At 44.5% G+C, this 24,714-nt stretch carries 19 protein-coding genes; 5 read left to right on the top strand and 14 right to left on the bottom strand.

All coding sequences use genetic code 11. The annotated features are described in order from the left end of the window. The first annotated feature begins 495 nt into the window (after positions 1–495). Entirely contained in the window at positions 496–1,686 is a 1,191-nt protein-coding gene (locus tag IEX98_RS00435; RefSeq protein ID WP_188887902.1) for a cytochrome P450 family protein, read from the top strand. Between the two features lie 89 nt (positions 1,687–1,775). On the opposite strand, the gene IEX98_RS00430 is transcribed toward IEX98_RS00435, so the two are convergent. The 8 genes from IEX98_RS00430 to IEX98_RS00395 all read right to left on the bottom strand — a co-directional run bounded on the left by IEX98_RS00430 (position 1,776) and on the right by IEX98_RS00395 (position 14,692). After that, positions 1,776–2,648 (bottom strand): methyl-accepting chemotaxis protein, encoded by an 873-nt coding sequence (locus tag IEX98_RS00430; protein ID WP_188886984.1) that lies wholly within the window; start codon positions 2,646–2,648, stop codon positions 1,776–1,778. Between the two features lie 17 nt (positions 2,649–2,665). Further along, positions 2,666–4,120, bottom strand: coding sequence for an aldehyde dehydrogenase family protein (locus IEX98_RS00425; protein WP_188886983.1), 1,455 nt, complete (start codon positions 4,118–4,120; stop codon positions 2,666–2,668). A 187-nt stretch (positions 4,121–4,307) separates the two neighbouring features. Beyond that, on the bottom strand, positions 4,308–5,846 hold the full coding sequence (locus IEX98_RS00420; RefSeq protein ID WP_188886982.1) for an ABC transporter substrate-binding protein: 1,539 nt from the start codon (positions 5,844–5,846) through the stop codon (positions 4,308–4,310). A 79-nt stretch (positions 5,847–5,925) separates the two neighbouring features. Beyond that, positions 5,926–6,813 (bottom strand): carbohydrate ABC transporter permease, encoded by an 888-nt coding sequence (locus IEX98_RS00415; protein WP_188886981.1) that lies wholly within the window; start codon positions 6,811–6,813, stop codon positions 5,926–5,928. A 21-nt stretch (positions 6,814–6,834) separates the two neighbouring features. Then, positions 6,835–7,788, bottom strand: a complete 954-nt coding sequence (locus IEX98_RS00410) for an ABC transporter permease (protein ID WP_188886980.1) — start codon at positions 7,786–7,788, stop codon at positions 6,835–6,837. Between the two features lie 193 nt (positions 7,789–7,981). After that, positions 7,982–10,345 (bottom strand): AraC family transcriptional regulator, encoded by a 2,364-nt coding sequence (locus tag IEX98_RS00405; protein ID WP_188886979.1) that lies wholly within the window; start codon positions 10,343–10,345, stop codon positions 7,982–7,984. A gap of 86 nt (positions 10,346–10,431) precedes the next feature. Then, complete coding sequence (locus tag IEX98_RS00400; RefSeq protein WP_188886978.1) at positions 10,432–13,536, bottom strand: carbohydrate-binding protein; 3,105 nt, start codon at positions 13,534–13,536, stop codon at positions 10,432–10,434. Positions 13,537–14,092: 556 nt separating this feature from the next. Next, on the bottom strand, positions 14,093–14,692 hold the full coding sequence (locus IEX98_RS00395; protein WP_188886977.1) for a TetR/AcrR family transcriptional regulator: 600 nt from the start codon (positions 14,690–14,692) through the stop codon (positions 14,093–14,095). Positions 14,693–14,896: 204 nt separating this feature from the next. Here IEX98_RS00395 and gap point away from each other — a divergent pair, with 204 nt between their 5' ends. Next, the gene (gap, locus tag IEX98_RS00390) at positions 14,897–15,907 is read left to right on the top strand and encodes a type I glyceraldehyde-3-phosphate dehydrogenase (protein WP_188886976.1); all 1,011 of its coding nucleotides are present in this window, start codon (positions 14,897–14,899) and stop codon (positions 15,905–15,907) included. A gap of 106 nt (positions 15,908–16,013) precedes the next feature. Here gap and IEX98_RS00385 read toward each other — a convergent pair whose 3' ends face one another. Continuing rightward, positions 16,014–16,868, bottom strand: a complete 855-nt coding sequence (locus IEX98_RS00385; RefSeq protein ID WP_188886975.1) for an AraC family transcriptional regulator — start codon at positions 16,866–16,868, stop codon at positions 16,014–16,016. Between the two features lie 110 nt (positions 16,869–16,978). On the opposite strand from IEX98_RS00385, the gene IEX98_RS00380 reads away from it, so the two are divergent. The 3 genes from IEX98_RS00380 to IEX98_RS00370 all read left to right on the top strand — a co-directional run bounded on the left by IEX98_RS00380 (position 16,979) and on the right by IEX98_RS00370 (position 19,822). Continuing rightward, positions 16,979–18,145, top strand: coding sequence for an epoxide hydrolase family protein (locus IEX98_RS00380; protein ID WP_188886974.1), 1,167 nt, complete (start codon positions 16,979–16,981; stop codon positions 18,143–18,145). 183 nt (positions 18,146–18,328) lie between these two features. After that, entirely contained in the window at positions 18,329–19,180 is an 852-nt protein-coding gene (locus IEX98_RS00375; protein WP_188886973.1) for a CPBP family intramembrane glutamic endopeptidase, read from the top strand. A gap of 18 nt (positions 19,181–19,198) precedes the next feature. Next, on the top strand, positions 19,199–19,822 hold the full coding sequence (locus IEX98_RS00370; RefSeq protein WP_188886972.1) for a TetR/AcrR family transcriptional regulator: 624 nt from the start codon (positions 19,199–19,201) through the stop codon (positions 19,820–19,822). 386 nt (positions 19,823–20,208) lie between these two features. Here IEX98_RS00370 and IEX98_RS00365 read toward each other — a convergent pair whose 3' ends face one another. The 5 genes from IEX98_RS00365 to IEX98_RS00345 form a co-directional block, all read right to left on the bottom strand. Continuing rightward, positions 20,209–20,688, bottom strand: a complete 480-nt coding sequence (locus IEX98_RS00365; protein WP_188886971.1) for a DUF6530 family protein — start codon at positions 20,686–20,688, stop codon at positions 20,209–20,211. Positions 20,689–20,871: 183 nt separating this feature from the next. Beyond that, on the bottom strand, positions 20,872–21,237 hold the full coding sequence (locus IEX98_RS00360; protein ID WP_188886970.1) for a GIY-YIG nuclease family protein: 366 nt from the start codon (positions 21,235–21,237) through the stop codon (positions 20,872–20,874). Between the two features lie 42 nt (positions 21,238–21,279). Continuing rightward, on the bottom strand, positions 21,280–22,371 hold the full coding sequence (locus IEX98_RS00355; protein ID WP_229691915.1) for a vWA domain-containing protein: 1,092 nt from the start codon (positions 22,369–22,371) through the stop codon (positions 21,280–21,282). A gap of 2 nt (positions 22,372–22,373) precedes the next feature. Then, complete coding sequence (locus IEX98_RS00350) at positions 22,374–23,486, bottom strand: AAA family ATPase (protein ID WP_188886969.1); 1,113 nt, start codon at positions 23,484–23,486, stop codon at positions 22,374–22,376. Between the two features lie 19 nt (positions 23,487–23,505). Beyond that, positions 23,506–24,714 (bottom strand): MFS transporter, encoded by a 1,209-nt coding sequence (locus IEX98_RS00345; RefSeq protein ID WP_188886968.1) that lies wholly within the window; start codon positions 24,712–24,714, stop codon positions 23,506–23,508.

Below are 24,714 nucleotides of genomic sequence, written 5' to 3'. Positions count from 1 at the left end.
AAGGCTCTAAACAGCTATCAAAATGCAAAAGTGCATTTGAAATCACCAGATTTCACTCTATAGAGGCTTTTCGGGCCAATCAAACTGCACTTTTGCATGTTGAAGCGATAAATGACCGAAAAAGCAGCTTACAACATGTATTTTTACATTTTGATTCGCTGCAGCTTACTAAGAACGTCGCAAGAGAGTGATGATTACTCCAAGTAAAATTCAAAACCCGCGAGAAGCCTTGTCAACCAAGGTTTTCGCGGGTTTTTTCTGTTTCTAGAACTGCGCATGAGCTAGCTAGCTGGTCGATATCGACCTTCATAAATACCAGGAGTGTTTCAGCCGCGCTCTCTATGTTTAATCGTATGAATGGGACAAAATGCCATAGAATGCTCACATCGAACGATTAATCTTTTACTAATATAGGCATATATATGAACAGGAACATCCTTCTTCTAAGAAGGATGCCTGATAGGAAGAGCTTGTGATGAGAGGAGTTAAACCATGTTGCGTACAAATGAAACTTCACAGCCTGAGCTATTCACCAAAGAGTTTACCCAAAACCCTTACCCCGTCTATGAGAAATTGAGAGAAAACAATCCCATTTTCAAAATTATGTTCCCTAACGGTGAATTCGGCTGGATGATTACCCGATATGAGGATGCGGTAGAAGTGTTGAAGGACAATCGCTTCAGTAAGGATATGGTCAAGCTTTTTGGTCCAGATCAACAAAACATATTTGTGCATAATATGCTGTTTGCCGATCCGCCCGATCATCGCCGGCTGCGCGGGCTCGTACAGAAAGCTTTTACACCTCGGACGATTGAGGGCATGAGAAGCCATATTCAGCAAATTGCCGACGATCTGCTGGATAATCTGGATTCCCCGGACAAAATGAATCTGATCGATGAGTTCGCTTTCCCCTTGCCGATTATTGTCATCAGTGAGATCCTCGGTGTACCGGTCGAAGATCAGGACAAATTCCGGTTATGGTCCAACTCCATCATCGATGCGACAAGCGATGTGCCTGTCGAAGTATTTGAACAACATATCCAAGAGTTCACGGATTACTTGAATGCCTGGTTTGCCAAAACGCGTGTAGAAACGGGTGATGATCTGATCAGCCAGCTTGTGATGGCAGAGGAAGCAGGTGAACAACTAACAGAGGAGGAATTGATCAGTGTTGTTGCTCTGCTAATCATAGCCGGACATGAAACAACCGTTAATCTGATCGGCAATGGCGTACTCGCCCTCTTGGAGCACCCCGAGCAACGCGATCTGCTCATCAGCAAGCCGGAGTTAATCCATAACGCTGTTGAAGAAATGCTGCGTTATAACGGGCCGGTTGAATTCAGTACATCCCGCTGGGCATCCGAGGATATCGATTTCCATGGACACCAAATAGCGAAGGGCGAGCTTGTTATCGTCGCGCTGGATTCAGCCGATCGGGATGAGCAGAAATTTAAGGATGCGGATGTCTTTGACATCACTCGGGAGAAAAGTCCGCATCTGGCTTTTGGCAAAGGCATTCATCTCTGTCTGGGAGCACCTCTTGCGCGTCTGGAAGGCGAGATTGCCATCAGCACGCTGCTTCGCCGCTTCCCTGATATGCAGCTTCAGGAGGATGTTCATGAACTCGAATGGAGACCTGGCATGATTGTTCGGGGCCTTAAGGAAATTCCGGTAAAGTTTAAATAGAGGAACACGAAAAAGAAGAAAGAAGAAATACAGCATACCTGTATTTCTTCTTTTTTGTTCTGCCTATTCAATTTCTAACCTATTCGTTCCTATTCATTGCTTTGTTTTGCATAGAGTGATTCTTCCGCAACCTGTGCTAATTCCTCTGACTTGGCACTAATCTCTTGAATCGTAGCTGCAAATTCCTGAATGGCCCCTGACTGGCTGTCCGTCAGCTTGTTAATGTCGGCAAAAGCATGATTTAACCGGAGCAGGAGGTCCTGAATATTGCTGGTAATATCGTTAATCTGGTTTACATTTTCTTTCGAGCTTGTGGCGAGCTTCCGGATTTCATCAGCCACGACGGAGAAGCCTCTGCCCACTTCCCCCGCTCTTGCTGCTTCGATAGCAGCATTAAGCCCCAGCAAGTTGCTCTGATCCGAAATTTGCTTTACAACCATAGATATCTGGTCAATCTCCTGTGCACTGGAGCTAACATCCTTCATTTGATTGGACACATCAGTCACACAGTTAGTAAGATGAGTGACGGACTGACTGATTTCCTCAATGGAAGCTGTTGTCTGTTCAACAATAGCAGAGAAGCTCTCGGCCATCTCAAACAGCTTATTCGCTTTCTCGAGGCTTGTCCCCATGCCTACGCCGCCGATGACTTTCCCCTGCTCATCATGCAGCGGGATGGCACGTGCAGCAAGCGGGAATCCAAACAATTCTTTCGGAACGACAGCAGACAACGTTTTATTATGGTTAATCGCATCGTTCACGATGTCCCCTTCTCTTAGCGGATCTCCAGGGCTGACATTCAGCGAAAATGTTCTTCCTGGAATGTTGATGATCAGCTTTTCCGTGTCATAAATACCGATTGTAATATCATCATTCGTAAGATTTCTCAGCAGTGGAGCTACCTTTACAAAGGCTGCAATCAACGCATGCTGTGTTTGCTCTTCATTTTCCACGTTACTCATCCTCTATCCCCCAGCCCTTAATATGGAAACTTCCTTTGACCAAAGTTAACCGAAATCCATTTCAGCGTCGTAAATTCATCTAAACTCCATTGTCCATTCAAGCGGCCTAGACCTGACTGTTTTTCCCCGCCAAACGCTACGATCGGCTCATCATTAATCGTAACATCGTTGACGTGAATCATACCGGTGTGAACCTTCTTCGCCATTTCTACGCCACGTTCAATATTAGACGTATGAATGGCTCCGCTAAGTCCAAAACGTGTATCGTTGGCAATCGCGATGGCTTCCTCTTCTGTCTCAAAGGGGATTATACATACGACGGGGCCAAACAACTCATCTTGCGCTACATCCATGTCAGATGTGACATTGACGAGCACCGTAGGCTCTACCATTCTGCCGGTAATCTTTCCTTGTACGAGAGGAACAGCGCCTTGCTCAATCCCCTTGGCAATCAGGTTCTCCAGTGTCACTGCTTGACGGTCGTTAATGACTGGTCCAATAATGGTCTCCGGATCGCTTGGGTCACCTGTTGTAAGGGCAGAGACCTTCTCTTTATATTGGTCCACAAAATTCGAATAAATCGCCTTATGTACGAGGATACGGTTCGCAGACATACAAATCTGGCCTTGATGCGTAAATCTGCTAAAGGTCGCAGCTTGTACGGCGTAATCGATATCGGCATCCTCCAAAATAATGAATGCACTATTCCCGCCGAGCTCCAGCAGCGGCTTCTTGAAATGCTTGATTGCGATTTGGCCAATATGGCTGCCGACCTTAGTGGAACCCGTAAAGGAAATGATTCGAGGAATCGGATGTTCAACGAAGGCATCGCCGATCTCCTTAATATCTGTCACGACTACATTCAACAGGCCCTTAGGTACACCCGCTTCTTCAAAAATCTTGCCGATCAGCGTGCCTCCCGTAATCGGTGAATCCTCATGCGGCTTCAGCACCACGCCATTCCCGGCACCCAGTGCTGGAGCTACTGACTTGACCGATAAGAAGAAAGGGAAGTTAAACGGACTGATAACCCCGACCACGCCGGCCGAAATCCGATACAACCGGTTCTCTTTCCCGTCCTCTGTAGAAGGCAATATTTTACCTTCCATTCGAAGCGGAAACGTCGCCGCTTCTTTAATCATATTTTTCACGAGTCCGATCTCAAAGGCAGCCTTCAGCCGAGTTCCTCCGAGCTCCTGAACAATAATAGATGCAATTTCCTCTTCATGTGCTTCAATATATTTAACAGCATTCTCAAGAATATCACGTTTCTTGTATGCGTTAACCTTGTCCCATTCCAGCTTAGCTTTATGTGCAGCTTGATAAGCATCATCTATATCTTCGATATTGGCAATTTGAAAAGATGCGATAACCTCACTATTATAGGGATTGATATCAGTTAGCGTGTTAGTGCTCTTGCCGTCTCTCCATTCCCCGCCTATAAATTGTTGTCTTAGCTGTGAATAGTTCATTCTATCCCTCCAATGTAAATAAACTGCTGTCTCTACTAATTAATTATCGGTAAAATACTGTTAATAGTTAAGTTGGGATTTTCTGATTTACTTTTTGTTAATATAATAAAAGACCCTTCACATAGGAAGGGTCTTTCGTTTATTCGATATCATACGCCATTATTAATAATGGCTATATTTTGTGCTATTATTTCGAAGCCTTCCACGCATCAATTTGTTTCTGCTCTTCCTGAATGACTTTATCACTGCCGGCCTTTTTCAGCTTGCTAATGAATTCAGGAAGAAATTTCTCCGGATCAACCGCGCCGGTCTCCAGCAATGGCACATATTGCGCGGTTACAGTAGCGATTTGCGCGACTTCTGTTTTTACAGGCGTTGGATCAAAGCTGAAGCCAAGCAATACGGAGTTAACCGCTCTTTCGTTAATTTTTATGGTTTCCTCCCAATCGCCGGCTTTTTGTCCAGCGCGGTAGTAACCGTTAAATTGATTGCCGAATTCCCAATCCGAGTTCGGCTCATAGCCGCCGTCTTTAATCGCTTCTATCGTTTGATTATCGATTTTTTTATAATGTTTACCTTCAATACCATGTGCGATTAAGTTGTAAAGCGTTGTGTCTTTATAAAGCAAGTTCAGCAGCATCATCGCTCTTTCCGGATTTTTAGAAGTTTTACTGATTGCAGTCATAGTAGCAATAATTCCAGATGTCGTAAGAACGGATTCGGACGTGCCGAGCATCAGCGTATCTTTGCCTGTTAATGCTTTCATCTCCGTATCGCCGCCGGGTTTCACAGTGCCTCCCACAATAACGGCCAATTTAGCTGCTTTACGGTCAGGTGTAGAATCAGCCAAGGTAGCCGCATCTTTTCTGAAAAATCCTTTATCATTCCACTCTTTCATAAGTGCTACAAATGATTTGTATTCCGGGGATTCGAATTGATTTAGAACCTTCAAGCTTGCATCATCATATTTCACTACACCCGGAACATTGCGGCCCGCGAATTCATCAAATCGATAATGCGTAATTACATTTCCGAATTGGCCTGTTTTATTGCTTTCTATAGGAATAAGATTGGGCTCACCGGCTTTGACCTTTTCCAAGAATGGCGTAAGATCCTCCCACCCTTTCACGTTAGCAGCATCCAAACCGTATTTATCAGCCATCTCTTTCATCGGCCAGAGTACATCTGTTTTTGCCCATATTTGATAATTGGGAACCGCATATATTTTTCCGTTTACCTTGGCTGCCTCCCAGCCTCCTGCGGGCATAACCTGCATGATGTCTGGCGCATATTTGGCTATAAGATCGTCGAGAGGCAGGAAGGCTCCCTTGTTCACGTTTTGATAGTAGTTGTTTGCCCAGTTCGCCGTAAAGGCGAGGTCATAATTTTCACCGGAAGCATTCAGCACTTGCATCTTTTGGTCAAAATTGCCCCAGTCCGTCGCTTTCAAGTGAATATTTACATTAAGCTTGTCCTTCAAATATTCATTTATCGCTTTTTCAACCGAAGCAACATCCGCTTGAGGCGTTCCGTTAAAATACCAGGTTAAATCCACATTCTCTAATTTCTCAGGTGAAGAGGTTGTCTGTTCTGTTGTGTTGGTTGCCTCTGGTGTTGATGAACTCCCCCCTTTATTATTTGCATTGCCGCAGCCCGACAACAAAATCGAAAGCGAGAGAATCCCGGCAAGGACGACTGGTATTGCTTTTTTTGATCTTTTTAGCACAAATAAAACCTCCCTATTGTATGGTATATATCAATATTGAATCGGCAGTGCCGATTACAACCGTCAAGAAGGCAACGCTTTAACCCTTTATTGCCCCTACCGTCAAACCTTTAATAAAATGCTTCTGAAAAAACGGGAATACCAATAGGATCGGGCCTGCCGCCAAAACAGCTATAGCCATCCGTGCCGTTTCATTCGGCATTTTACTGATATCGATGGAGATGTTCCCCGTCTGCAAGGAAGTGGACAAATATTGAATATTGTTCATAATCCGATACAGCATATATTGCAATGGGGTTAAATCCTGATTATCGATATACAGCAGCGCCAAATACCAATCATTCCAGTAGACAAATGCGATGAATAGAGCCAGTGTCGCAAGGGCAGGCTTGGCAATCGGCAATATAATCTTATAAAAAATCCTCCATTCACCGGCCCCGTCGATTTTTGCCGATTCAATTAAGGCGAGCGGAACATCGGATAAGAAGCCTTTCATCAACAAAACATGCCACGGCATAATCACATAAGGTAAAATCAGGGCGAACAGCGAATCGTCGATGTGTAAATACTTTTTAATAAGGATGTACCACGGAACTAATCCCCCGCTGAATAACATGGTGAAGAACACATAGAAAGACAAGGAATTCGAACCGCGAAAGTCTTTACGCGATAACACATAAGCCAGCATTGAAGTAACAGCGAGACTGAGTATCGTGCCTAATACGGTTACAGTAATAGAAACCAAATAACCGTTGATTAACGCCTTAGGGCTGCCAATCATATACTCATAAGCAAAGGTAGTAAATGTTTTGGGAATGAGCTGATAGCCGTATTTCGCCAAATCCGATTCTGTTGAGAAAGAAATAGATATGATATATAAAAATGGAATGATACAGAATAGAGAGAACACGATAAACCAAGCATGGATGAGCCAATGGGATAATTGGTTTTTTCTTTGCGAAATCATGATTGCTTTTCTCCCTTCTCTTTAGAAAATTGCATTTTCCTTATTGACCTTTCGTACGATGAAATTAACCGTCACAACAAGCACAAACCCAACGATCGATTGATACAGCCCTGCTGCGGTCGCCATTCCGATATCGCCGGATACACGCAAGGCACGAAATACATAAGTATCAATAACGTCCGTTGTACTGTACAGCGCTCCCGAATCGGCAGGTAAGAAATAGAACAAGCCAAAGTCGGAATAAAAGATACGCCCAACTTGCAAGAGAACGATCAATATAATTAAGGGTGTAACTAGAGGAAGAGAGATATTGCGGATTTGCTGAAATTTAGAGGCTCCATCAATAGCTGCTGCTTCATAGTACGATTTATCAATTCCCAAGAGGCCTGTATAAAATATAAGGGTCGAGTACCCGACATTTTTCCATAGGAAAGCTAGGCTTAATATAGAAGGCCAATATTTCGATTCAAAATACCAGTTAATGCTCTCCCAGCCAAGCCGGTTCAAAATATGATTGATTACGCCCAGCTCGGGGTTCAGCAACGCATAGGTCACATAGCTAACGGTTACCCAAGACAGGAAGTAAGGAAAAAACAAGGTGGTTTGATAGACCTTCACTGCCCTTCGGCTCAGTTCATATAATAAGAGAGCAAGAGCGATAGAGACGATATTCGTTAGTGCAATAAAGATGAGGTTTAGCACGATTGTATTGCGGGTTACCTGCAATGCCGCATCCGATGTAAAGAAAAATTTGAAATTGTTGAAGCCCACCCAGTCGCTTCCCCAAATACCTTTCGTAAAATTCAAATCTTTAAATGCAAGTACTAATCCGAACATCGGTAAATAGTAAAATACGGTGACGAATAGCAAGCCGGGGACGGCTAACGAAATCAATCCTTTTTTACGGCTGAGCTCCCGCCAGAAACCACCGCTCTTGTTGGATCGGCGGACGGCACGATGCGACGTATGTTCCATTAAATGTTGTCTCCTTCCTTCATTCACAAGTTTTTGTTCTCCCACCCGCTCATGACTTCATGTTATGGAAGATGAAGACAGAGATATAGTGTAAATGGAGCCGATTACTTCATTTTTGACTGTAAAAAAGGGCGTACACTGTACTTTTACGCAAAGTACAGTGCACGCCCGGCCATAATGATCCATTTACAGGCTATTCATTGTTTAATATTTGCTTTATGCTTTCGCTTAACATGTATTCTTTTGGTGTAGCTCCATACTTTTTCTTAAATAACTTATAGAAATAGCTCTCATTTTCAACGCCAATCTTGACTAAAATCTCCTTCATATTCAGTCCCGAGTGCTCTAGCCATCCGATGGCTTTATTTAATCTGACATCGTTTATATAGTCGGCAACCGACATATTCATCTTGGTGTTAAATAATTTGCTCACAGACTTAGGAGAAAGGTTCAGCTTGCTGGCGACAAACTGCAGACATAGTCCGGGGTCCGTATAATTCGCTTCGACAAGCTCCTTAATCGTTTCTACAAGAATAGACTGTTTATCGTTTTCTACGTTTTCCATCTTTGCTATCATGTCCCGGATCAACTGAACTAGAGATTCATATAGCTCGGTTAAGGTTTCCAGTGCGAATAATCGTTTGGTAATCAAGTTGAAATTCACACGGATCGGCTCTACCTTTGCCCGGTTGATTTCCTCGACTACCGTTTTCAGCATGTTGACCAGGCTCATGACCGATAACAGCGCATTGTTATAGTTCAAATTAGAGATTTCCCGGAAAATTTTGGTTAGCGTCTCCTCCGCTACTGGAAGACTCCCGCTTTTTAGCGCATCAACCAGCTTCTTCTCCAGCGTTGCTGAGTACCCAAGCTGCGGATTTTCCGCATTTGTCTTAATCATTTCACTAGTTAAAATGCAGGAATTGCCGTAAATCAAACGATACAGCGAATTATTTAATGTTTCATAATGCTGCTCGGACAAGTCCGTATAACTCTCAACAGGATCACTAATACATACGGAAAAAGAAATGTGATAATAGTTCATAACAGTCAATTGCGCCTGCTTCCATCTCTCCATAATCATAGACTTGTAATCGGAATTTGGATTTACATGCAATATAAAAGCGATATATTCATTTTTCATTTCCACGACTTCGCACCGGGAAAGCTCAGACATACATTCCATCGATATGTTTTCGATTCCATATAAGTAAAGCGCTTGATCCCTCGAACTGTACTTCTCCTTGAATTGGCCGTAATCATCAATCTTTACAATACAGATGAGGAACGCCGACCCCTTATCTAACCAAATATGATAATCCGATTGCGCTTGCTTGAATTCTTCTAACGACACCGAAGAGCTGTCTACGAGCAGCTTTCTTAATAAATAGGCTCTCATCACTTCTTGAGAGGTAATACTTCTATGTTTATATTGATTCATCTTGTCGATCGAGTGCTGGAATACTTCATTCAAGTATGAGAATTCATCTTTTCCATTCCTCCTCCCATTCTCTTCATCAACCTTAATGAATTGACTAACCAGTTGATCGATAGGTTTATAAAATCTGCGAGACAAATACAGAGAGATAAGGAAGGCTAGCAGCAACGTTCCAGCGGTGATTAAGAAATAGGTATATTTTAGTTTGCTAATGTTCTGAAACACTTCGTCGTATAATTGAGCTTTCACCAGCGTCCAATTCATGTTCTCGACGTAAGCGTAAGTAATCAGATATTTCTTCCCTTCAATATCACTTGTATAAAAGCCCGTCGTTTCTTGAGCAGCATTCACTTCCGCTTCGTTATGCTGACGCAGAAAGGTCTCTCTGACACGGGATCGTAATGGATTTTCTGTTACACTATCACCGATTAACTCCCCGTTTCCATCCAAGATGATAATCTGATCCTGACTGCCTAAATCCGTATTATTGATGGTCCTGATATTATTTAAGATCCAATTTGCACTAGCATTAACGACTAGAGCACCGTTAGGCGAGTTTTGATCATCTTTAAAGTCATACATGAAATAAGTAACGACGTTTTCATACCTCTTTTTATCGCCAATCGTGGAATATTCAATTTGTCTCGGGACAGGCTTCAGTATGGGCAATACCTCTTTGGATCGAAGCATTGTATCCAGGTTCATGTCTTGGAATAGCAGCTCTTCTCCCGTCGTATAATAGGTTTTTGAATAGTTATTATAGAGGTAGATGGAATGAAGAAATGGATTTGTATTCACAATCGAAGTTCTGACTGTATTAATCCCTTTGATCGTCTCGCTCATTTCCGAATGATTACTATATAGAATCGTCTGCACATCTGGATTATAAAAAAGAGACAACACTAAATTGCGAATCATCTCATCCATGTAGTCGATATTGAATTTGACTTGCGTCAAAATTTTCTTGTTGGATTGATATTCATTATTCAAGATAGCTTTCCCAGCGCTGAAGTAAGTAACGATGGCAAATAGACTTAACAACAACAGCATAGCGAGCATAATGCCCAGATACATGCTTCGTAAAAACTTTCTCTGCCTCTTTTGTTTGATGATACTCATAAAACTCGCCCCTCCATCGGCTGCAAGAAAACCAATCGCACCAAGCAGCACATACAGGGCTGCTTGGTGCGATGATTCCGGCCGGATTAACTTATCTCTATATAATCAATATTGCAGCATGAATGCGCTCCGTTTACTGTCCGGTCCGCACTGTCAATTTGAAACTTCACACTCCCGCTTACGGGTACATTAACCGTTACTGTACTATAGGTCGCCCAGTTCGCTGTCGTTGGAAAGGTGATGGACTGAATTTTACTGCCATTTACGTACAGGCTGGCTTGTTTGGCAGATGAATTCCCATTTGAATACCGGACCGTTAATGTGCTTCCTGATTCAACAGGAGTAAAGCTGACATAATCGCCAATATTGTCGAAGTAGCCAATGTTATGCCCGCCCGATGCGGAAGCGAGATCTTCAATAATGACGCCGTTCAATGTGGCATCCTCTGCTTCATATCGGGTCCCTTTCTTGAAACTGAACCAGTCGATACTCCCATAACCGACACCACTGCCCTTGGCAACAAGGAATAGATGATGAACACCACTGGCACCCGATACAGCTGTGGTCTGCGTCTGGAACGTTGTCCATCCTCCGGTATTGCTAAATGTAATCGTACCAATCAGCGGACCAGTTGTGCTGTCTAATCGCAATTCGATTTGTTTACCTGCATACCCTGGATCAACGGATACGCTGGCTTGGAATTGGCTGAGCTCTCCGCTGCCAAAATCGATATTGCTGTAGCTTACCCAGTCGCCTCCATCAATCCAGCCTAAATATCTCCCTGTAGCGCCATTATCGGATTGGACACCTTGTGATGTGCTGTAATTCTCCGCTTGAATTGTCGAGGTTGCTGTTGTTGCAAACGTAAACCAATCTATATTAGCAAACCCCGCTCCGCTGCCTTTAGGGACAATGAACAGATCATGCACGCCGTTAGCGCCGGATATAGATGCTGTCTGCGTTGTGAATGTACTCCAGCCTCCAGTGCTGTTCATTGTGATTGTGCCGATTAACGTACCGGTTATGCTGTCAAGGCGCAATTCAAGCTGCTTGCCTGCTTCAGCAGGGTCAACAGCCGCACTCACATAAATTTGATTAATTGAATGGCCCGTACCGAAATCGATATTGTCGTATTTCAGCCAATCGCCGCTATCGATCGACTCTACATACGTCCCAGCACCCCCGCTATTTGTTTGAATGCCTTGTGCAGCGCTATAACTTTCAGCTTCGATGATCGATGTCGCGGACGCAGGAATATCTACAGGTGTTAAATTTGCACCTAACCAGCCCCCTGCAGCGTTTCCGGCATTAATGATCGAATTTCGCAGCAGATCATAGCCGGCTGGCTTATTCGTCGCCATGATCGAATTATTAGCAGACGTATTCGTAGAATTTCCGGAGATGTCCAAGAGCAAGTCACCAGGACTCCAGAAGATATTATTCGTTGCGGTAAGATAGGCGGTAGCCAAATCGAAATAAAGAGAAACCCCTTTGTTTAATGGACTTGTACCTACGTTATGATCCCATAAATTATTCGCCCCAGCTGCCCAAGTGTAGAGAGCGCCTCCATCATGCATGGATTCCATGTAGTTGTCGAGGATATTGTATTGAACCGTATTGTCGCCTGAGTGCAAATAAGGAATGTTCGAAAATTGGTCATAGGGCCGATGTGCGGCTACTTCTGTCCATCTCGCTTGATAGATCGCCTGATTGTTCCCATACGAGTCTGTAGTGTCTATATCTGAGGGATCATTCATTTGAAAATGCGGCATTCCCACAATGGAGACACTCGCGTAAGGGCTGCCATGGAAATAGTTGTATTGCACTGTATTATGATTGCTGCCATAAATGGATAAAGGTCCAGAATGCATATAATCTAGTCCCATGTCATGGATATGATTGCGTTCGATTACATGATTTTTATTTACATCTACGTCGCCGGGACCGTAACCCGTTATCTGAATGCCGCCGGAAGAGGAATAAGCGATCTCATTACGGGTTAACGTTACATGTTGTGCATACTGATCAAGCGCGATGCCTTGCGAACCTGAGTACGCAATCAGATTGCTATCCATCACAATATGGCTTACGCCTTGCATGTAGATCATAGCATCCGGGTTTTCTGCGTTTCTTACCAGCCAATCCGGATTGTATTGATCTTCCGGGGTACGATCCGAATACATGAATTGAAGATCGCGGAATTCCACGTACTCCACTTGCTTCGCCCAGTTCTGAGCTTCCTCATCCCCTTGTAAACGTACAATTTCATTTAACTGGGGTGCAAAGACGGTTTTCCCGCTCATGGTTCCATCCGTTGGCCAGTAGTACACTTTCCCGGCAGCGGAGTCTACTACCCATTCTCCTGCTTGATCAAGAACTGGCAGCGCATTGCGTATATTATAATGACCGCCATCTAGCGAGAGGAGATCCGCATATTGCACGGGAGCCTTGCTTTGAAGCTTAGCGGTATGGTTAACCGGGTTAATTGAATCGATAGGTGAGACAATATTCCACCACCATGCGGTCGTCATCGCAATCTCGGCATCTCGGTTACTTGGTATATGATTAAGTGCTCCTGCCGGGAAGGTGATGGACCTTCCGGACGGATTTGGACTGCCCGCTGCAGTAAGTCTCGGCCAAGCTGTCCAATCTGAATTTTGGACCGACTTCGCCACTGGCTGTCCAACATCATTAACAAACATGGAGTGAAATCTCCATCCAGGCGTTATATCCGCCACAAACACTTGACCGTGAGCAGAAGCAGGCAGACCTGCAGGATAAGAGCTGCCTAGCAAGCTCCACCCTGATATTTCCTGTTTGCTTGTAATTATTGCGGTTTCTCCTGGATAAGACTGATAGACAATCGGCGAGCCTGTGCTGCCTGAATCTTCCGGTGTTAATGTAAATGTCGCGGATTGATTATACTCTCCGCCTCGCAAATATACGGTAACTCCCCCTGCCGGGAGGCCGCTTGTCGTTTTCAAGGCTCGAATCGCAGATTGTGCTTTGGTTAGTGTGGCGAATGGCTCAGTCAATGTACCTGGATTCGAATCATTTCCATCTTCAGCGACATAGAAATAAGTGCTGGTGTTTGCTTGAGCTTGTCTAATATAGGAAGCTAACGAACCTGAAACCGTCAAAGTAATGAGTAAGAGTACTAACGACAACCTCTTGATTTTGATGGCTAACATTAAGATTCCTCCCGTGGATTATTTATTTCAATTGTCCTGCTTAGAAAACAAAATACGGATTGGGATTCCCCCTTCATTCGAAAGCGTATACAAGTTTATTGAAAGGAAATTAAACGATGGCTCACCTCCTTTACTCTGTTCCAGTCAAGAAAACGCTTACAATCAGATCTAAAAGAATGACCATCCTTATCAAGTGTCATAAACTTATATTTCAGTAACTTGTAAACGGGGTGATGAATAGAAGCAATCGATAAACTGAACTCGTGCACCCAGGAGGCTGATTATGTATTCTGAGAGTTTGGGATAAACTCATGATGGAATGGCAGTCGTGCAGTGGTTGTAGCTAATAGCTGTCTAATTTTTCGAGGCAAGGTGATAGGTTTATGTTATACAGTGGAGAGAGCGAAATACATGCACTGAACAATAAAAAGATGATCTATTCTACACAACTATATAAAACCCGCGAAAACCTTATAAAATCAAGGGCCTTCGCGGGTTTCTATGTCCACACTATCCGTTATCTTCATTGCAAATTTGCATATGCCCACACCTCAGGCTAGTTGCTCTTTAAGCAGCATTGCTGCAAATAGGACGAGAAGATGGCTGTATTCATTTGCATGTGCTTGTTGTCTCCATCCAGCTTGCTCAGCAAAATACCGCCTTCCAGCAGTGAAAAGGCAAATGAAGCAAGGGCCTCGGAATCCAAATCCTCTTTAAACTCCCCTGCTTTAATTCCGTCGTCAATAATACTCTTCATCAAATCCAAGAAATTATGCAGCCCTTGCCTTGCTCGATCACGAAGTTCTGAGTGCGTATCATCACTTTCCACTGCCGTATTCTGCATCGGACATCCGCCAATAAAGGGAGGATTGTGTACAACATCTCCATAAACACGAAAAAAAGCAATTAACCGGCCTGACGCGGACTGCTCTTGATCGACCGCCTCATTAAATTTACTGCTGACCAGACTGGCAGCATAATTGTAGGCTTCAATCGCAATCTCATCTTTGCTGACAAAATGCCGGTATATGCCCCCCTTCTTAATTCCAGTATCTGCAATAATATCATTTAGGGAAGTTCCGGCATATCCTTTCTGATTAAAGATAGCCGCTGACTTCATAATGATGTGTTCTCGTGTCCGATCTCCTTTTTTCATGAGTTCCTCCGAATGATCGTATTATAATTCAACATTATATCAAAACTAAGACAACCGAAGCCTTGCCAATCTATAATTTCATGATACAATAAAAGTACCGATCGGTCTCTTTTTTTATTTATGCAACATGTACAGTCCGCTTTCTTTAATTTCAAGACAGGCTTTTGCCTGTTTGGAATAAATAATGATTCCAGGAGGATTACTATGAGCGTAAAAGTAGGCATTAACGGTTTTGGACGGATAGGCAGACTCGCTTTTCGCCGTATTCAAGAGCTCGAAGGTATCGAGGTTGTAGCGATTAACGATCTTACCGATGCGAAAATGTTGGCTCATCTGCTCAAATATGATACGACGCAAGGCATGTTTCAGGGCGACATTGAAGTTCATGACGGAACCTTCACTGTAAAAGGCAAAGAGGTTAAAGTGCTGGCTAACCGTAACCCTGAAGAAATTCCTTGGGGCGAGCTTGGCGTAGATATCGTTCTCGAATGTACAGGTTTCTTTACCAGCAAAGAAAAGGCGGAACTTCACCTAAAGGGCGGCGCCAAAAAAGTCGTCATTTCCGCCCCAGCAACAGGCGATATGAAAACCATCGTTTACAATGTGAATCATGACACGCTTGACGGAACGGAAACCGTTATATCGGGCGCTTCCTGTACAACAAACTGTCTGGCGCCCATGGCTAAAGCTCTTCATGACAAGTTCGGCATTCATTCCGGGTTAATGACAACCGTTCATGCCTATACAGGCAACCAGAATACACTTGACGCTCCTAATCCTAAAGGCGACTACCGTGCAGCACGGGCTGCTGCTGAGAATATCGTTCCCTATCCAACCGGTGCCGCTAAAGCTATTGGTCTAGTTCTTCCCGAATTGCAGGGCAAGCTGGATGGTGCATCTCAACGTGTGCCTGTTGCAACAGGCTCCGTAACGGAGCTGGTTGCTGTTCTGAACAAAAAGGTAACGGTTGAGGAAGTTAACGCCGCCATGAAAGAAGCCTCTGATCCGGAAACTTACGGCTACACGGAAGACGAAATCGTATCTTCCGATATTAAGGGGATGACGTTCGGTTCCCTTTTTGATGCCACTCAAACCAAAGTTCTGACGGTTGGCGACCAGCAGCTAGTGAAAACCGCAGCTTGGTACGATAACGAAATGTCTTATACCTCTCAATTAGTTCGGACATTGGAATACTTCGCCAAAATCGCGAAGTAATTTCTCTGCAATACGGGGATTAAAAGTATAAATAAACGCAGAAGCGGGTGCTATCCTCTAATCAGGACAGCACCCGCTTCTGCATTTCTATTTGTTCCATATCTTATTATTGAGCACTTGAGTATTTACGGGACATATTCCGGTACGTCGTCGGGGACAACCCTTTCTTGGCTGTAAATTGCTTGATGAAGTACGTATCGTATTCAAATCCGGTTGCGAGCGCAATTTCGTTCAGACTCATATCGGTATGGGTCAACAGCTCGCACGCCACCTTCAAGCGATGGGCCTGCAAGTAACCAATCGCTGTACTCCCGCATCTGTCCTGAAATTTCTTGTTGAGCGTCACCCGGTTCAAATGCGCATACTTCGTCAAATCCTCCAAAGCTATCTTTTGCGAATAATGAGTATGGATATAGTCCAACGCCTCATCGACAGGCGAATGCTCGCGATTGCGATTCAACTCCTCCAGCAGCCCCAAAATTTGAATGAGGTATTTCTTAATTCGGCACGCCCAAAGCGCATCGCTTTGCGCCAGCACTTCCATGCCAAGCAGGAAAAACCATTCCAGCAGCAAAGGGAATGCTTTGTCTGTTATACGAGGCACTCCGGCATAAAGATTATTGCTGTCGAATAATGAAAGTCCTATTTGTATTCTAGGCGCTGAAGGAAAATAATCCTTCGTTTCGGAAAGCTTAACGGTGTTCAGAAACTCGGGGTGAAAACGAAAGGATTGCGCCGATACGTTTATCTTTTCATCCAGCCGCAATTGAGCGTCTTCTGCCAAGCAGAGAACACCGGGAGCACTAATCGATATGGGACGCTCGTTCAATATCCCCTTTATCCTTCCAGACGTTATAAAAATCAGCGTGAACCGTTCCGGATAAGGCAAACAACTGAAATCCTCCACTGCTGCAAACTCTATATTCACCATGCGTTTTTTGTATCTGTCCGCTTGCGGCATATCGATCACCTATCAAATAGTATAGTTGGTTGCTTCACTTATTCCAGTGTAACATACAAGTCCAACGGATATAATGAGGGGGTAAATGAACAAAAAAGGAGGAAATCATAATGACTGTTGAACGGTATCATATCCACGTCTCCGATGATATCCTTAACGATCTGCAATACAGGCTGGAACATATCCGCTGGCCCGAACAATTAGAAGACGCAGGCTGGGAGAGAGGAACAGACTTAGACTTTTTAAAATCACTCGTTGCCTATTGGAGAGATCAGTACGACTGGCGCGCACAGGAATCTAAGTTAAATCGCTTTTCCCAGTTTCATTCCTACATTGATGGGATAGACGTACATTTTGTACATGAGCGCGGCAAAGGACCTGATCCTATGCCTATTATTCTTACCCATGGATGGCCTGACAGTTACCTTCGGTATGAAAAAATCATTCCGCTCCTGACAGACCCTGCCCATTACGGCGGCAATGCGGAGGATTCCTTTGATGTGATTGTCCCTTCTTTGCCTGGATTCGGATTTTCCAGCCGCCCTAACCGCCCTGGCATCAACAACTTTGTTGTCTCTCAGATGTGGGCTAAGCTGATGACGCAAGAATTAGGCTATAACAAATTTGCCGCTGCAGGCGGAGATATGGGCTCCGGTGTGACAAGGTACTTGGCCGCGCATTATCCTGAGCTTTTAGTCGGTATCCATTTAACGGATGTTGGCATTATAAATAGTCTCATGGCTTCACAGAATGAGTCAGATTTGTCGGAGGAAGAGCTGCAATATAAGAAAAAAGCAGCTGAGTGGATTGCTGGTGAGGGAGGCTATATGTCCATTCAATCGACGAAGCCTCATACTCTGGCCTATGGACTTTCCGATTCCCCTGCTGGTCTGGCTGCTTGGATCATTGAGAAGCTTCGGGCATGGAGCGATTGTAAAGGCGATCTCAGCCAGAGGTACAGCATGGATGAACTGCTGACTCATATTATGATCTATTGGGTGACGAACACAATCGGATCAGCTGCCAATAGGTATTACGAAAATTCACATTCCTTGCCGCCTCTCGGCCCTATTGAGGTTCCGACCGGTCTGGCTCTATTTCCCGAGGATATATTGCCGCCGCCTAGATCGTGGACGGAACGCCATTTCAATGTAACGCGCTGGACGACAATGCCTTCCGGCGGACATTTTACGGCTATGGAAGAACCCGAGGCTATGGCCAACGAAATTCGTGCCTTCTACAGACCTCTTAGAAAGCAGAATAACCACTCTGTATAATAAATAGGGACTTAACTTTAATTAAGCCCGCGAAAACCTTGTAAATTCAAAGGTTTTCGCGGGCTTTACTGTTTTCTCAGTCAATATGTCATAGCTCGTGTTGACAAATCGATTGTCGAACCTTATATTTTAACTACCGACTACATAGTCGGTAATAATTCTTAAGAGAGACAGGTGCGTGTCATGGAAAAAAATTATGGTCTTCAACCGCGGATACCGCTCAGCTTCAAATCAATAGCAGGCTTCATTCTCATCTTCGTCATTTGGCAAGGCGGCTCATTAGTGTGGCTAAAGCTGCTTAATACGCTGATTCCCGCTACTACCTCAGGATTTCCTAGTTTTGTTGCCCTTTTTTCATCTTTTTTGTTCCTCATTCTTGGTGTCTTTCTTATCACCAAATTTTTCTTTAAAATTCCTTTTCGAACCTTTTTGTTTGAAGGAAGAAGGCCCGAATTCCGCAAGTTTGCGATTTATTTTTCGCTGTACCTGTTAGCCCTGATCTTGTACTTAATTCTCGATATCACTGTACATCCTCAAGCCTTTACGTTTCACTTTGACCCGCTTCCGTGGTTAGGAGTATTACTGATTGCCGCACCTATAATTTTTGTGCAAAGCGCAGCTGAAGAAATCTTGTTCAGAGGTTATATGTACCGGATGTTTCGTTCAATAAAGGGTGGGGCGTTCTGGTCCGTCTTCATCTCCTCCCTGACCTTTGCTATCGTTCATGGCTTAAACCCTGAAATGATGAACTACGGAATCTGGGGACCGTTGTATTACCTGATAGGCGCATTCTTTCTCGGATTCGTTGCTTACTATACCAATGGTATAGCCGCTACTATCGGAATCCATTTTGCGACAAACATTTTTAATATGACGATTTGGGCCTACGGGGAATCAACGGTGGAAAACATGGGGCTGCAAAGCATCGTTTCCCGGCACACGCTGGATATGCCGTTTGCATTCTTCGGGATTTTTGCTATCGTTATCTCATATAGCGCTTTTCAATTTTACAAGTATAAAAGGAACCGTCTGTAAGGTTCCCAGGAGGAGCTTATGACGAGAAGGCGATTGCCGGCCGAAGAAGCAAAATCGATTATTTTAAACCATGCCAAGCTGTTATTTATTGAAAAAGGCTATGACCGGGCCACAATGGATGACCTATGTACGTCGACACAGATGAGTAAGGGCAACCTGTACCATCATTTTAAAAATAAAGAAGTGCTCTTTCTCCACTTGCTTAGCCAGCATGCAGAACAAACCTCACAAAAATGGCAGCTCACCGTCGAGAAGAACGGTTCGTCTCCCAGCGAACAATTGCTTGAAATGGCTGATTTATTCGGAAGAGATTGTGAAAACCCGCTGATCCAAGCACTCGAAGAGTACGCCAAGACGCTTTCCAGTGAATCGGAGGCATTGACCACGTTAAGGGAAATCACAGAGATAGCAAATGATGCAATAAGACAAGTGCTGCAAAAAGGGATCAGCCAGGGCGTTTTCATCAATGAAGATATGGAAACGTTGGGTTTTAGTGTGATGTCTGCCTTGGTTGGAGCGACGCATCTCTGCCTGGCGATGTCAACAAAATTAAGCGGGGATGAATATGCAGCTCTGCATGTTAATGCGGTCAAGCTGCTGTTGAAGGGGATTTCGCTTTCGGTTGATAGCGCTAACCGCTAGGAAGAATTGCACATTACTACTCACTCTATCTGCCCGGTTTGCATCCAGTTAAAAGCGGTCAAAATGTAAAAATGCAGGTTGTTGGCCAATTTTTCTGCGATTTACCCCTTCAACATGCAAATGTGCAGGTTGATTGGCTCGAAAACCGCCTTTTGCATGAAATATAGCGATTTCAAATGCACTTTTACATTTTGAACGCCGTTTTGGACCATTTGGAGCTCATCAGCCTGCACTTTTACATTTTGTTTCTCGTGCAGGAAGGGGAGCCGAGTATATAGGCTGTGCAACATTCATGATTCATAAACGGAGAAATTCAAAAAAACCGCGAGACGCCTTGTACAATCAAGGGGTTTCGCGGGTTTCTTTGATAGCCCAGCAGAAATGGATTAGTAGCCCATATCCTTCAATATCTTAGATAACGTGCGAAGACGTTCGCCGATCATTTCATCGTCGTCGCTCAAAGCTTGGCTGAACAGCTTAATATCTTCATTAATTCTATCATTGTCTGTACAGATCGACACGTTCATCGCATCCCCTTGCAGACCAACCCGGTCAATGACAGGCTCTTGCGGGTCATATAAATGTTCATATCTATAGGCTTCGCGGAAATGTTCCAAGGACCGGCAAATGAGAATGGACAAATCAAGCACACGATGAAGAGGCAGCTCCTCGGATTGCCTGGACCATTTCTCTCCGGTATATCTCCATACCTTGGCCGAAATATCGACCTTTCCTCTATCATTCCATTGGGCCAATCCCAGGGATAGGCCTTTCGCATCCGTGTTCCCGGCCATTCGGCCGTCAACCTTCTCATAATTTTCGGACACGACCACTGGCTTATGTTTTAACGTAGTAGGTATTTTCATCTGTTCCCCTCTTTCCTCTAACCCGTTTACTAATTTACTAAAGACGGTTTCATCTTATCTTGGATTGCATCTGTAGTCAATCCGTACATAATGCTACGGCTTTTTTATAGGCGAACAAGCACTGAAACCCGCCAATTTTTTAATTGACGGGTTTCTTTTCAACCTTATTCTAACTCAGCTTCATTAATTGAATTCTTTGAGCGGCTTATTATATCCTTTATCTTCGAAGGGCTGCAGCTTCTGAAACCATGGCTTCAAGATTTGCTTCATTTCCCAGCGTATATCCGTCACCTTCTCGGTATCCTTCTGCTCCAGCACCTCATAATCAAACGCATCGGCTCCGAATTCCTTCCACTCCTTCTGCAACCCGGCATTTGCAAATTTGCCCATATCCAGCTGCATCTGCAGGGTAAACCATTTGTTCTTCAAGTTAGGATAACTGTCGATGAAAATTTTGTCGTTCACTTTGTTCTTAATCTGAATGACGCCCATATAGACCTTGATCTTCTTATATTCTTCAACCAGTTCTCTTCGCTTATTCTTATCCATGTCGTTGCTCTCCTTATCTTGGCTAATGAATGTTTAGCAGCCTTACAAATACCGGGCGATAATGCGTACTAGCTTTGCAGGGAGCTCCTGTAAATTTGTAATGTCCAAAAACCGCTCATTACCGTAAATTTCACTAATGACGTTCTTATCTTGGCCGATTGCAGCTGCAAGAAAGGTAACACCCTTACGTTCATATTCCTCTATCGTTTGCTGCATATCTGCAACGGCATAGCTTCCCGTATAATTGTCCATTGCCTTTGGCTGACCGTCACTAATGCTAATCAGCAGCTTCGTCTGTTGCGGAGAAGCGGCTAACCGTTCCGCTAAAATTCTAAGCGCCATTCCATCCCGGTTATTGCTTCTTGCCTGAATCCCCATAAGCCGGAAACGGTCGTTGGAATCCGGTTTATCGTAATCTGCATAAGCAAAGATCGACATTTGCTCCAGCCTGGATACATCCGCCGTATCGCCATAGATCGAGATTGGAATTTGACAAATTTGACAAAATTCATATACCGCGATGACGGCTCGCTTGGCTGCTTCCAATCTTCCGAAAGCGGACATCGATGCCGATTCATCAACCCTTAGACCAACCATCAACGAAGGAGATTCCGTAGGAGGCCGTTTTTTGGCAAAATACCTGTAATCCCTATATGCAACGCTGTCTGCTTGAAACTTGCTGCCATAGTAACGGTTTCTTGTAAATTCGGAGGAAACATCATGCTCCAAGAGCGGAAGCGTCTTTTTGGCGATTTCTCTCACGACAGGCATCAGCCCCTTGCTCAAACTGACGTATTCCTGTTGATGGCCTTGGTCGTAATCGGGACGGTGTACGATCAGCTTTACTTTTGCATGAATAGTGTCCGCTGCCATTTCCCTTGCGTTACGATTCAGCCTTTTGCGGAACTCTCGCTCCTTGTGTTTCACATCCTCAGGCATAGGTTCGGGATTAGACTGATGATATCGGGGGGAGCCGACCTCCCCCGTATCCGAGCTTTCCATATCGGTCGAGTCTTCGGATACTAGGGAAGTACTTTCTTCACTATCCGCTGATTTTTTCAATGCGATACCAGTTTCATCATCAAGACCGTCATTGTCATAATCAGCTGTGTCTATTTCTCCCCATATCTTCATTTCTAAGGCATCGTTATTTTTCCGTTTTTTTTTACTTCATTCGCAATGTCTTCTAATCCAGCAATCAAACCATGCTTTTCGAGAGCGTCCTCCAAAATCTTAATTTCCTCTGGATCGGTTGTGATCTTGTAGATGACCTTATGATATAGAGACTCACTGGCGGAGGCTCCGCCGGCTACTGCATCTGTCCAGTAGAAAAGCGAACGCATGCCCGCCACCCCTTTGATCGCATTAGCCCGGGCTGTTTTATCCAAGACGATAATACTGTCCGCCAGAGTACTTAGTACCTCTTCATCTTGATAACCAGTTTTGGACATTGCACGTTCCATCATCATTTCTTTGGTCGGCAGATCCATCTTCTCTGAATGTTGAACTCTGTCGCGCAGCGCTTCGTTAAGCGGCCTTGACCCTGCATAGCTGCGGTTTGTTGTAATGACCGCGATGAAGTCCGGATGTCTGCGGATCATTTCAGTCGGAAGATTGATGCTGCCATCCAGCTCCAAAGCAGAGTTCAATGCCATCAGCACCGCAGCATCACGAATCACGTTAGGTTCTTGTATTTCCAGCAAGTATCCTTGCTGATAAGCTCTAACGATCTCCGACGGGTAAAAGCGATACTCCACACTGTCGCTCTCTTCCGAAGCAAGCTTCAGCAATTGTTTTATTTTTACGGCGGCTTGTTCTTGCGTCATCTCTAATACATCCACCAAAATTTCAATAGCGCTCTGAAATCCATCGCTCTCATATAAGGCTTTCAACACCGTTTGCTCCGCTGGCTCCAGCTTCTCTAATTGTTCAGCAGAAATGACCGGTAAAATCGCGCCGATTATATCGGATTTATCCATATCGGCAAAACAAGTCACTTTCGTATACGGCAGCCCGAAGTTTGCCGATAATGCTTTTGCGAGCTGCGTTTTACCAGAACCCGCATCCCCCTCCAGCAAAATATTGGCGATTTTCATTTCCCCGCGATTCCAATTGCGCCTGACCTCTTTACTAATGCGCCGTTCTTCTTCGCTGATTTTATGAGATGCCGGTTTCTGCCATACACGCTTCATTTCCGTTTCTGTCAGCTGCCTTGCCGGAGACAATGGATATGATTCCATTTCCGTCATGCCTTTCTCCTCCTGTCTGTCATAATGCTTGACCTTTCTCCGTTTTCTTTCTCTTCTCAAAAATAATAGGAAGCAGCAGGACCGCACCGGCAATCGTCAAACAACCGCTCACCATATATACCGACAACAAGGAGAATGATTCTTTCAAATAGCCGGTTATGAACATGCCGGTTACCATCATCCCCATAAATGCAGGCATAATCGCTCCAGATACCCGGCCAATAAAGGCCCCTTCGGTGTTCCGTACAAGCAGGGTTTGAATTCCGCCTTGAATGAAAGGATATACCAAGCCGCTGAACACCAGAAGCGTTATAGTCAGCCAGATCTTCGAGGATGCACCGATTCCAATCGTACAGACAGCCGTAACGATTAGCCCGATTAAAAGCAGCAGCTGCGGCTTCACTTTTTTGGCTATTCCCATGATGAAGGCCCCGCCTACCAGCATTGCCGCACCATTGGCCATAACGAGCCATTGCAGAAATTGTTTGTCCTGTCCCAATTTCTCGATGACTAGGAAGATTTGCAACGGCTGAATCAAACCGGAAGCTAATCCGACAGCGGCGAAAGTCATGCTGAGCGTTCTTAACGATTTATTAGCCCCGATATAACGCAAACCGTCCGTCAGTTCCTTCATGAAGCTTCCACCATCGGCGGATTTTTTCTCCTCCGCATCACGAGGCAGCGACGATAGAATAATCGAAGAGCCGAGAAACAAAATAGCGGTAAGGATCAGAGAGACGTTAATGCCAAATCGGATAAAGATAAACGTACCAACGACCGGACCCAAAACCGTAAAGACAGCGACGATCGTTTGGGACATTGCCATCACGCCTTGCAGCTGCTCAGCTGGCACATGCCGTTTGTACAGCTTCATGGCCGAAGGCTGAGAAAATTGCGACAAACTCGCGGAAATAAACGATCCGACTAGAAGTGCGATCCATCCCCCGTTCATAACGGTAAGCAATACAGCCATAACGGATATGGAAGACAATAAATCACTCCAGACCATCGTCCGCTTCGGCCGCCACCGATCGGCGAAGGTGCCGCCAATTAAGCCGAAAATAAAGATCGGAGCGAATTCCGCAACCGATATGAGTGATACGTAAACCGAATTGTTATTCGTCAACTCGGTAACATAGAGAAGAACCGAATAGTTCCGGATCCAAATGCCCAATTGCAGCAGCACCCGGGAGAAAATAATAGTTCTTACATAACGATTGGAAAACAT

Source organism: Paenibacillus radicis (ex Gao et al. 2016) (assembly GCF_014641555.1).
In the GTDB taxonomy this organism is placed as follows: domain Bacteria; phylum Bacillota; class Bacilli; order Paenibacillales; family Paenibacillaceae; genus Pristimantibacillus; species Pristimantibacillus radicis.
The sequence above is the reverse complement of the archived record's forward strand: the minus strand, read 5'-3'. Positions and strand labels throughout refer to the sequence as shown.

Coding starts and splice junctions, on each gene's coding strand:
- IEX98_RS00430 (WP_188886984.1), bottom strand. CDS start 2,648: ATGAGTAACGTGGAAAATGAAGAGCAAACACAGCATGCGTTGATTGCA.
- IEX98_RS00425 (WP_188886983.1), bottom strand. CDS start 4,120: ATGAACTATTCACAGCTAAGACAACAATTTATAGGCGGGGAATGGAGA.
- IEX98_RS00415 (WP_188886981.1), bottom strand. CDS start 6,813: ATGATTTCGCAAAGAAAAAACCAATTATCCCATTGGCTCATCCATGCT.
- IEX98_RS00410 (WP_188886980.1), bottom strand. CDS start 7,788: ATGGAACATACGTCGCATCGTGCCGTCCGCCGATCCAACAAGAGCGGT.
- IEX98_RS00405 (WP_188886979.1), bottom strand. CDS start 10,345: ATGAGTATCATCAAACAAAAGAGGCAGAGAAAGTTTTTACGAAGCATG.
- IEX98_RS00400 (WP_188886978.1), bottom strand. CDS start 13,536: ATGTTAGCCATCAAAATCAAGAGGTTGTCGTTAGTACTCTTACTCATT.
- IEX98_RS00395 (WP_188886977.1), bottom strand. CDS start 14,692: ATGAAAAAAGGAGATCGGACACGAGAACACATCATTATGAAGTCAGCG.
- gap (WP_188886976.1), top strand. CDS start 14,897: ATGAGCGTAAAAGTAGGCATTAACGGTTTTGGACGGATAGGCAGACTC.
- IEX98_RS00385 (WP_188886975.1), bottom strand. CDS start 16,868: ATGCCGCAAGCGGACAGATACAAAAAACGCATGGTGAATATAGAGTTT.
- IEX98_RS00380 (WP_188886974.1), top strand. CDS start 16,979: ATGACTGTTGAACGGTATCATATCCACGTCTCCGATGATATCCTTAAC.
- IEX98_RS00375 (WP_188886973.1), top strand. CDS start 18,329: ATGGAAAAAAATTATGGTCTTCAACCGCGGATACCGCTCAGCTTCAAA.
- IEX98_RS00370 (WP_188886972.1), top strand. CDS start 19,199: ATGACGAGAAGGCGATTGCCGGCCGAAGAAGCAAAATCGATTATTTTA.
- IEX98_RS00365 (WP_188886971.1), bottom strand. CDS start 20,688: ATGAAAATACCTACTACGTTAAAACATAAGCCAGTGGTCGTGTCCGAA.
- IEX98_RS00360 (WP_188886970.1), bottom strand. CDS start 21,237: ATGGATAAGAATAAGCGAAGAGAACTGGTTGAAGAATATAAGAAGATC.
- IEX98_RS00355 (WP_229691915.1), bottom strand. CDS start 22,371: ATGAAGATATGGGGAGAAATAGACACAGCTGATTATGACAATGACGGT.
- IEX98_RS00350 (WP_188886969.1), bottom strand. CDS start 23,486: ATGACGGAAATGGAATCATATCCATTGTCTCCGGCAAGGCAGCTGACA.
- IEX98_RS00345 (WP_188886968.1), bottom strand. CDS start 24,714: ATGTTTTCCAATCGTTATGTAAGAACTATTATTTTCTCCCGGGTGCTG.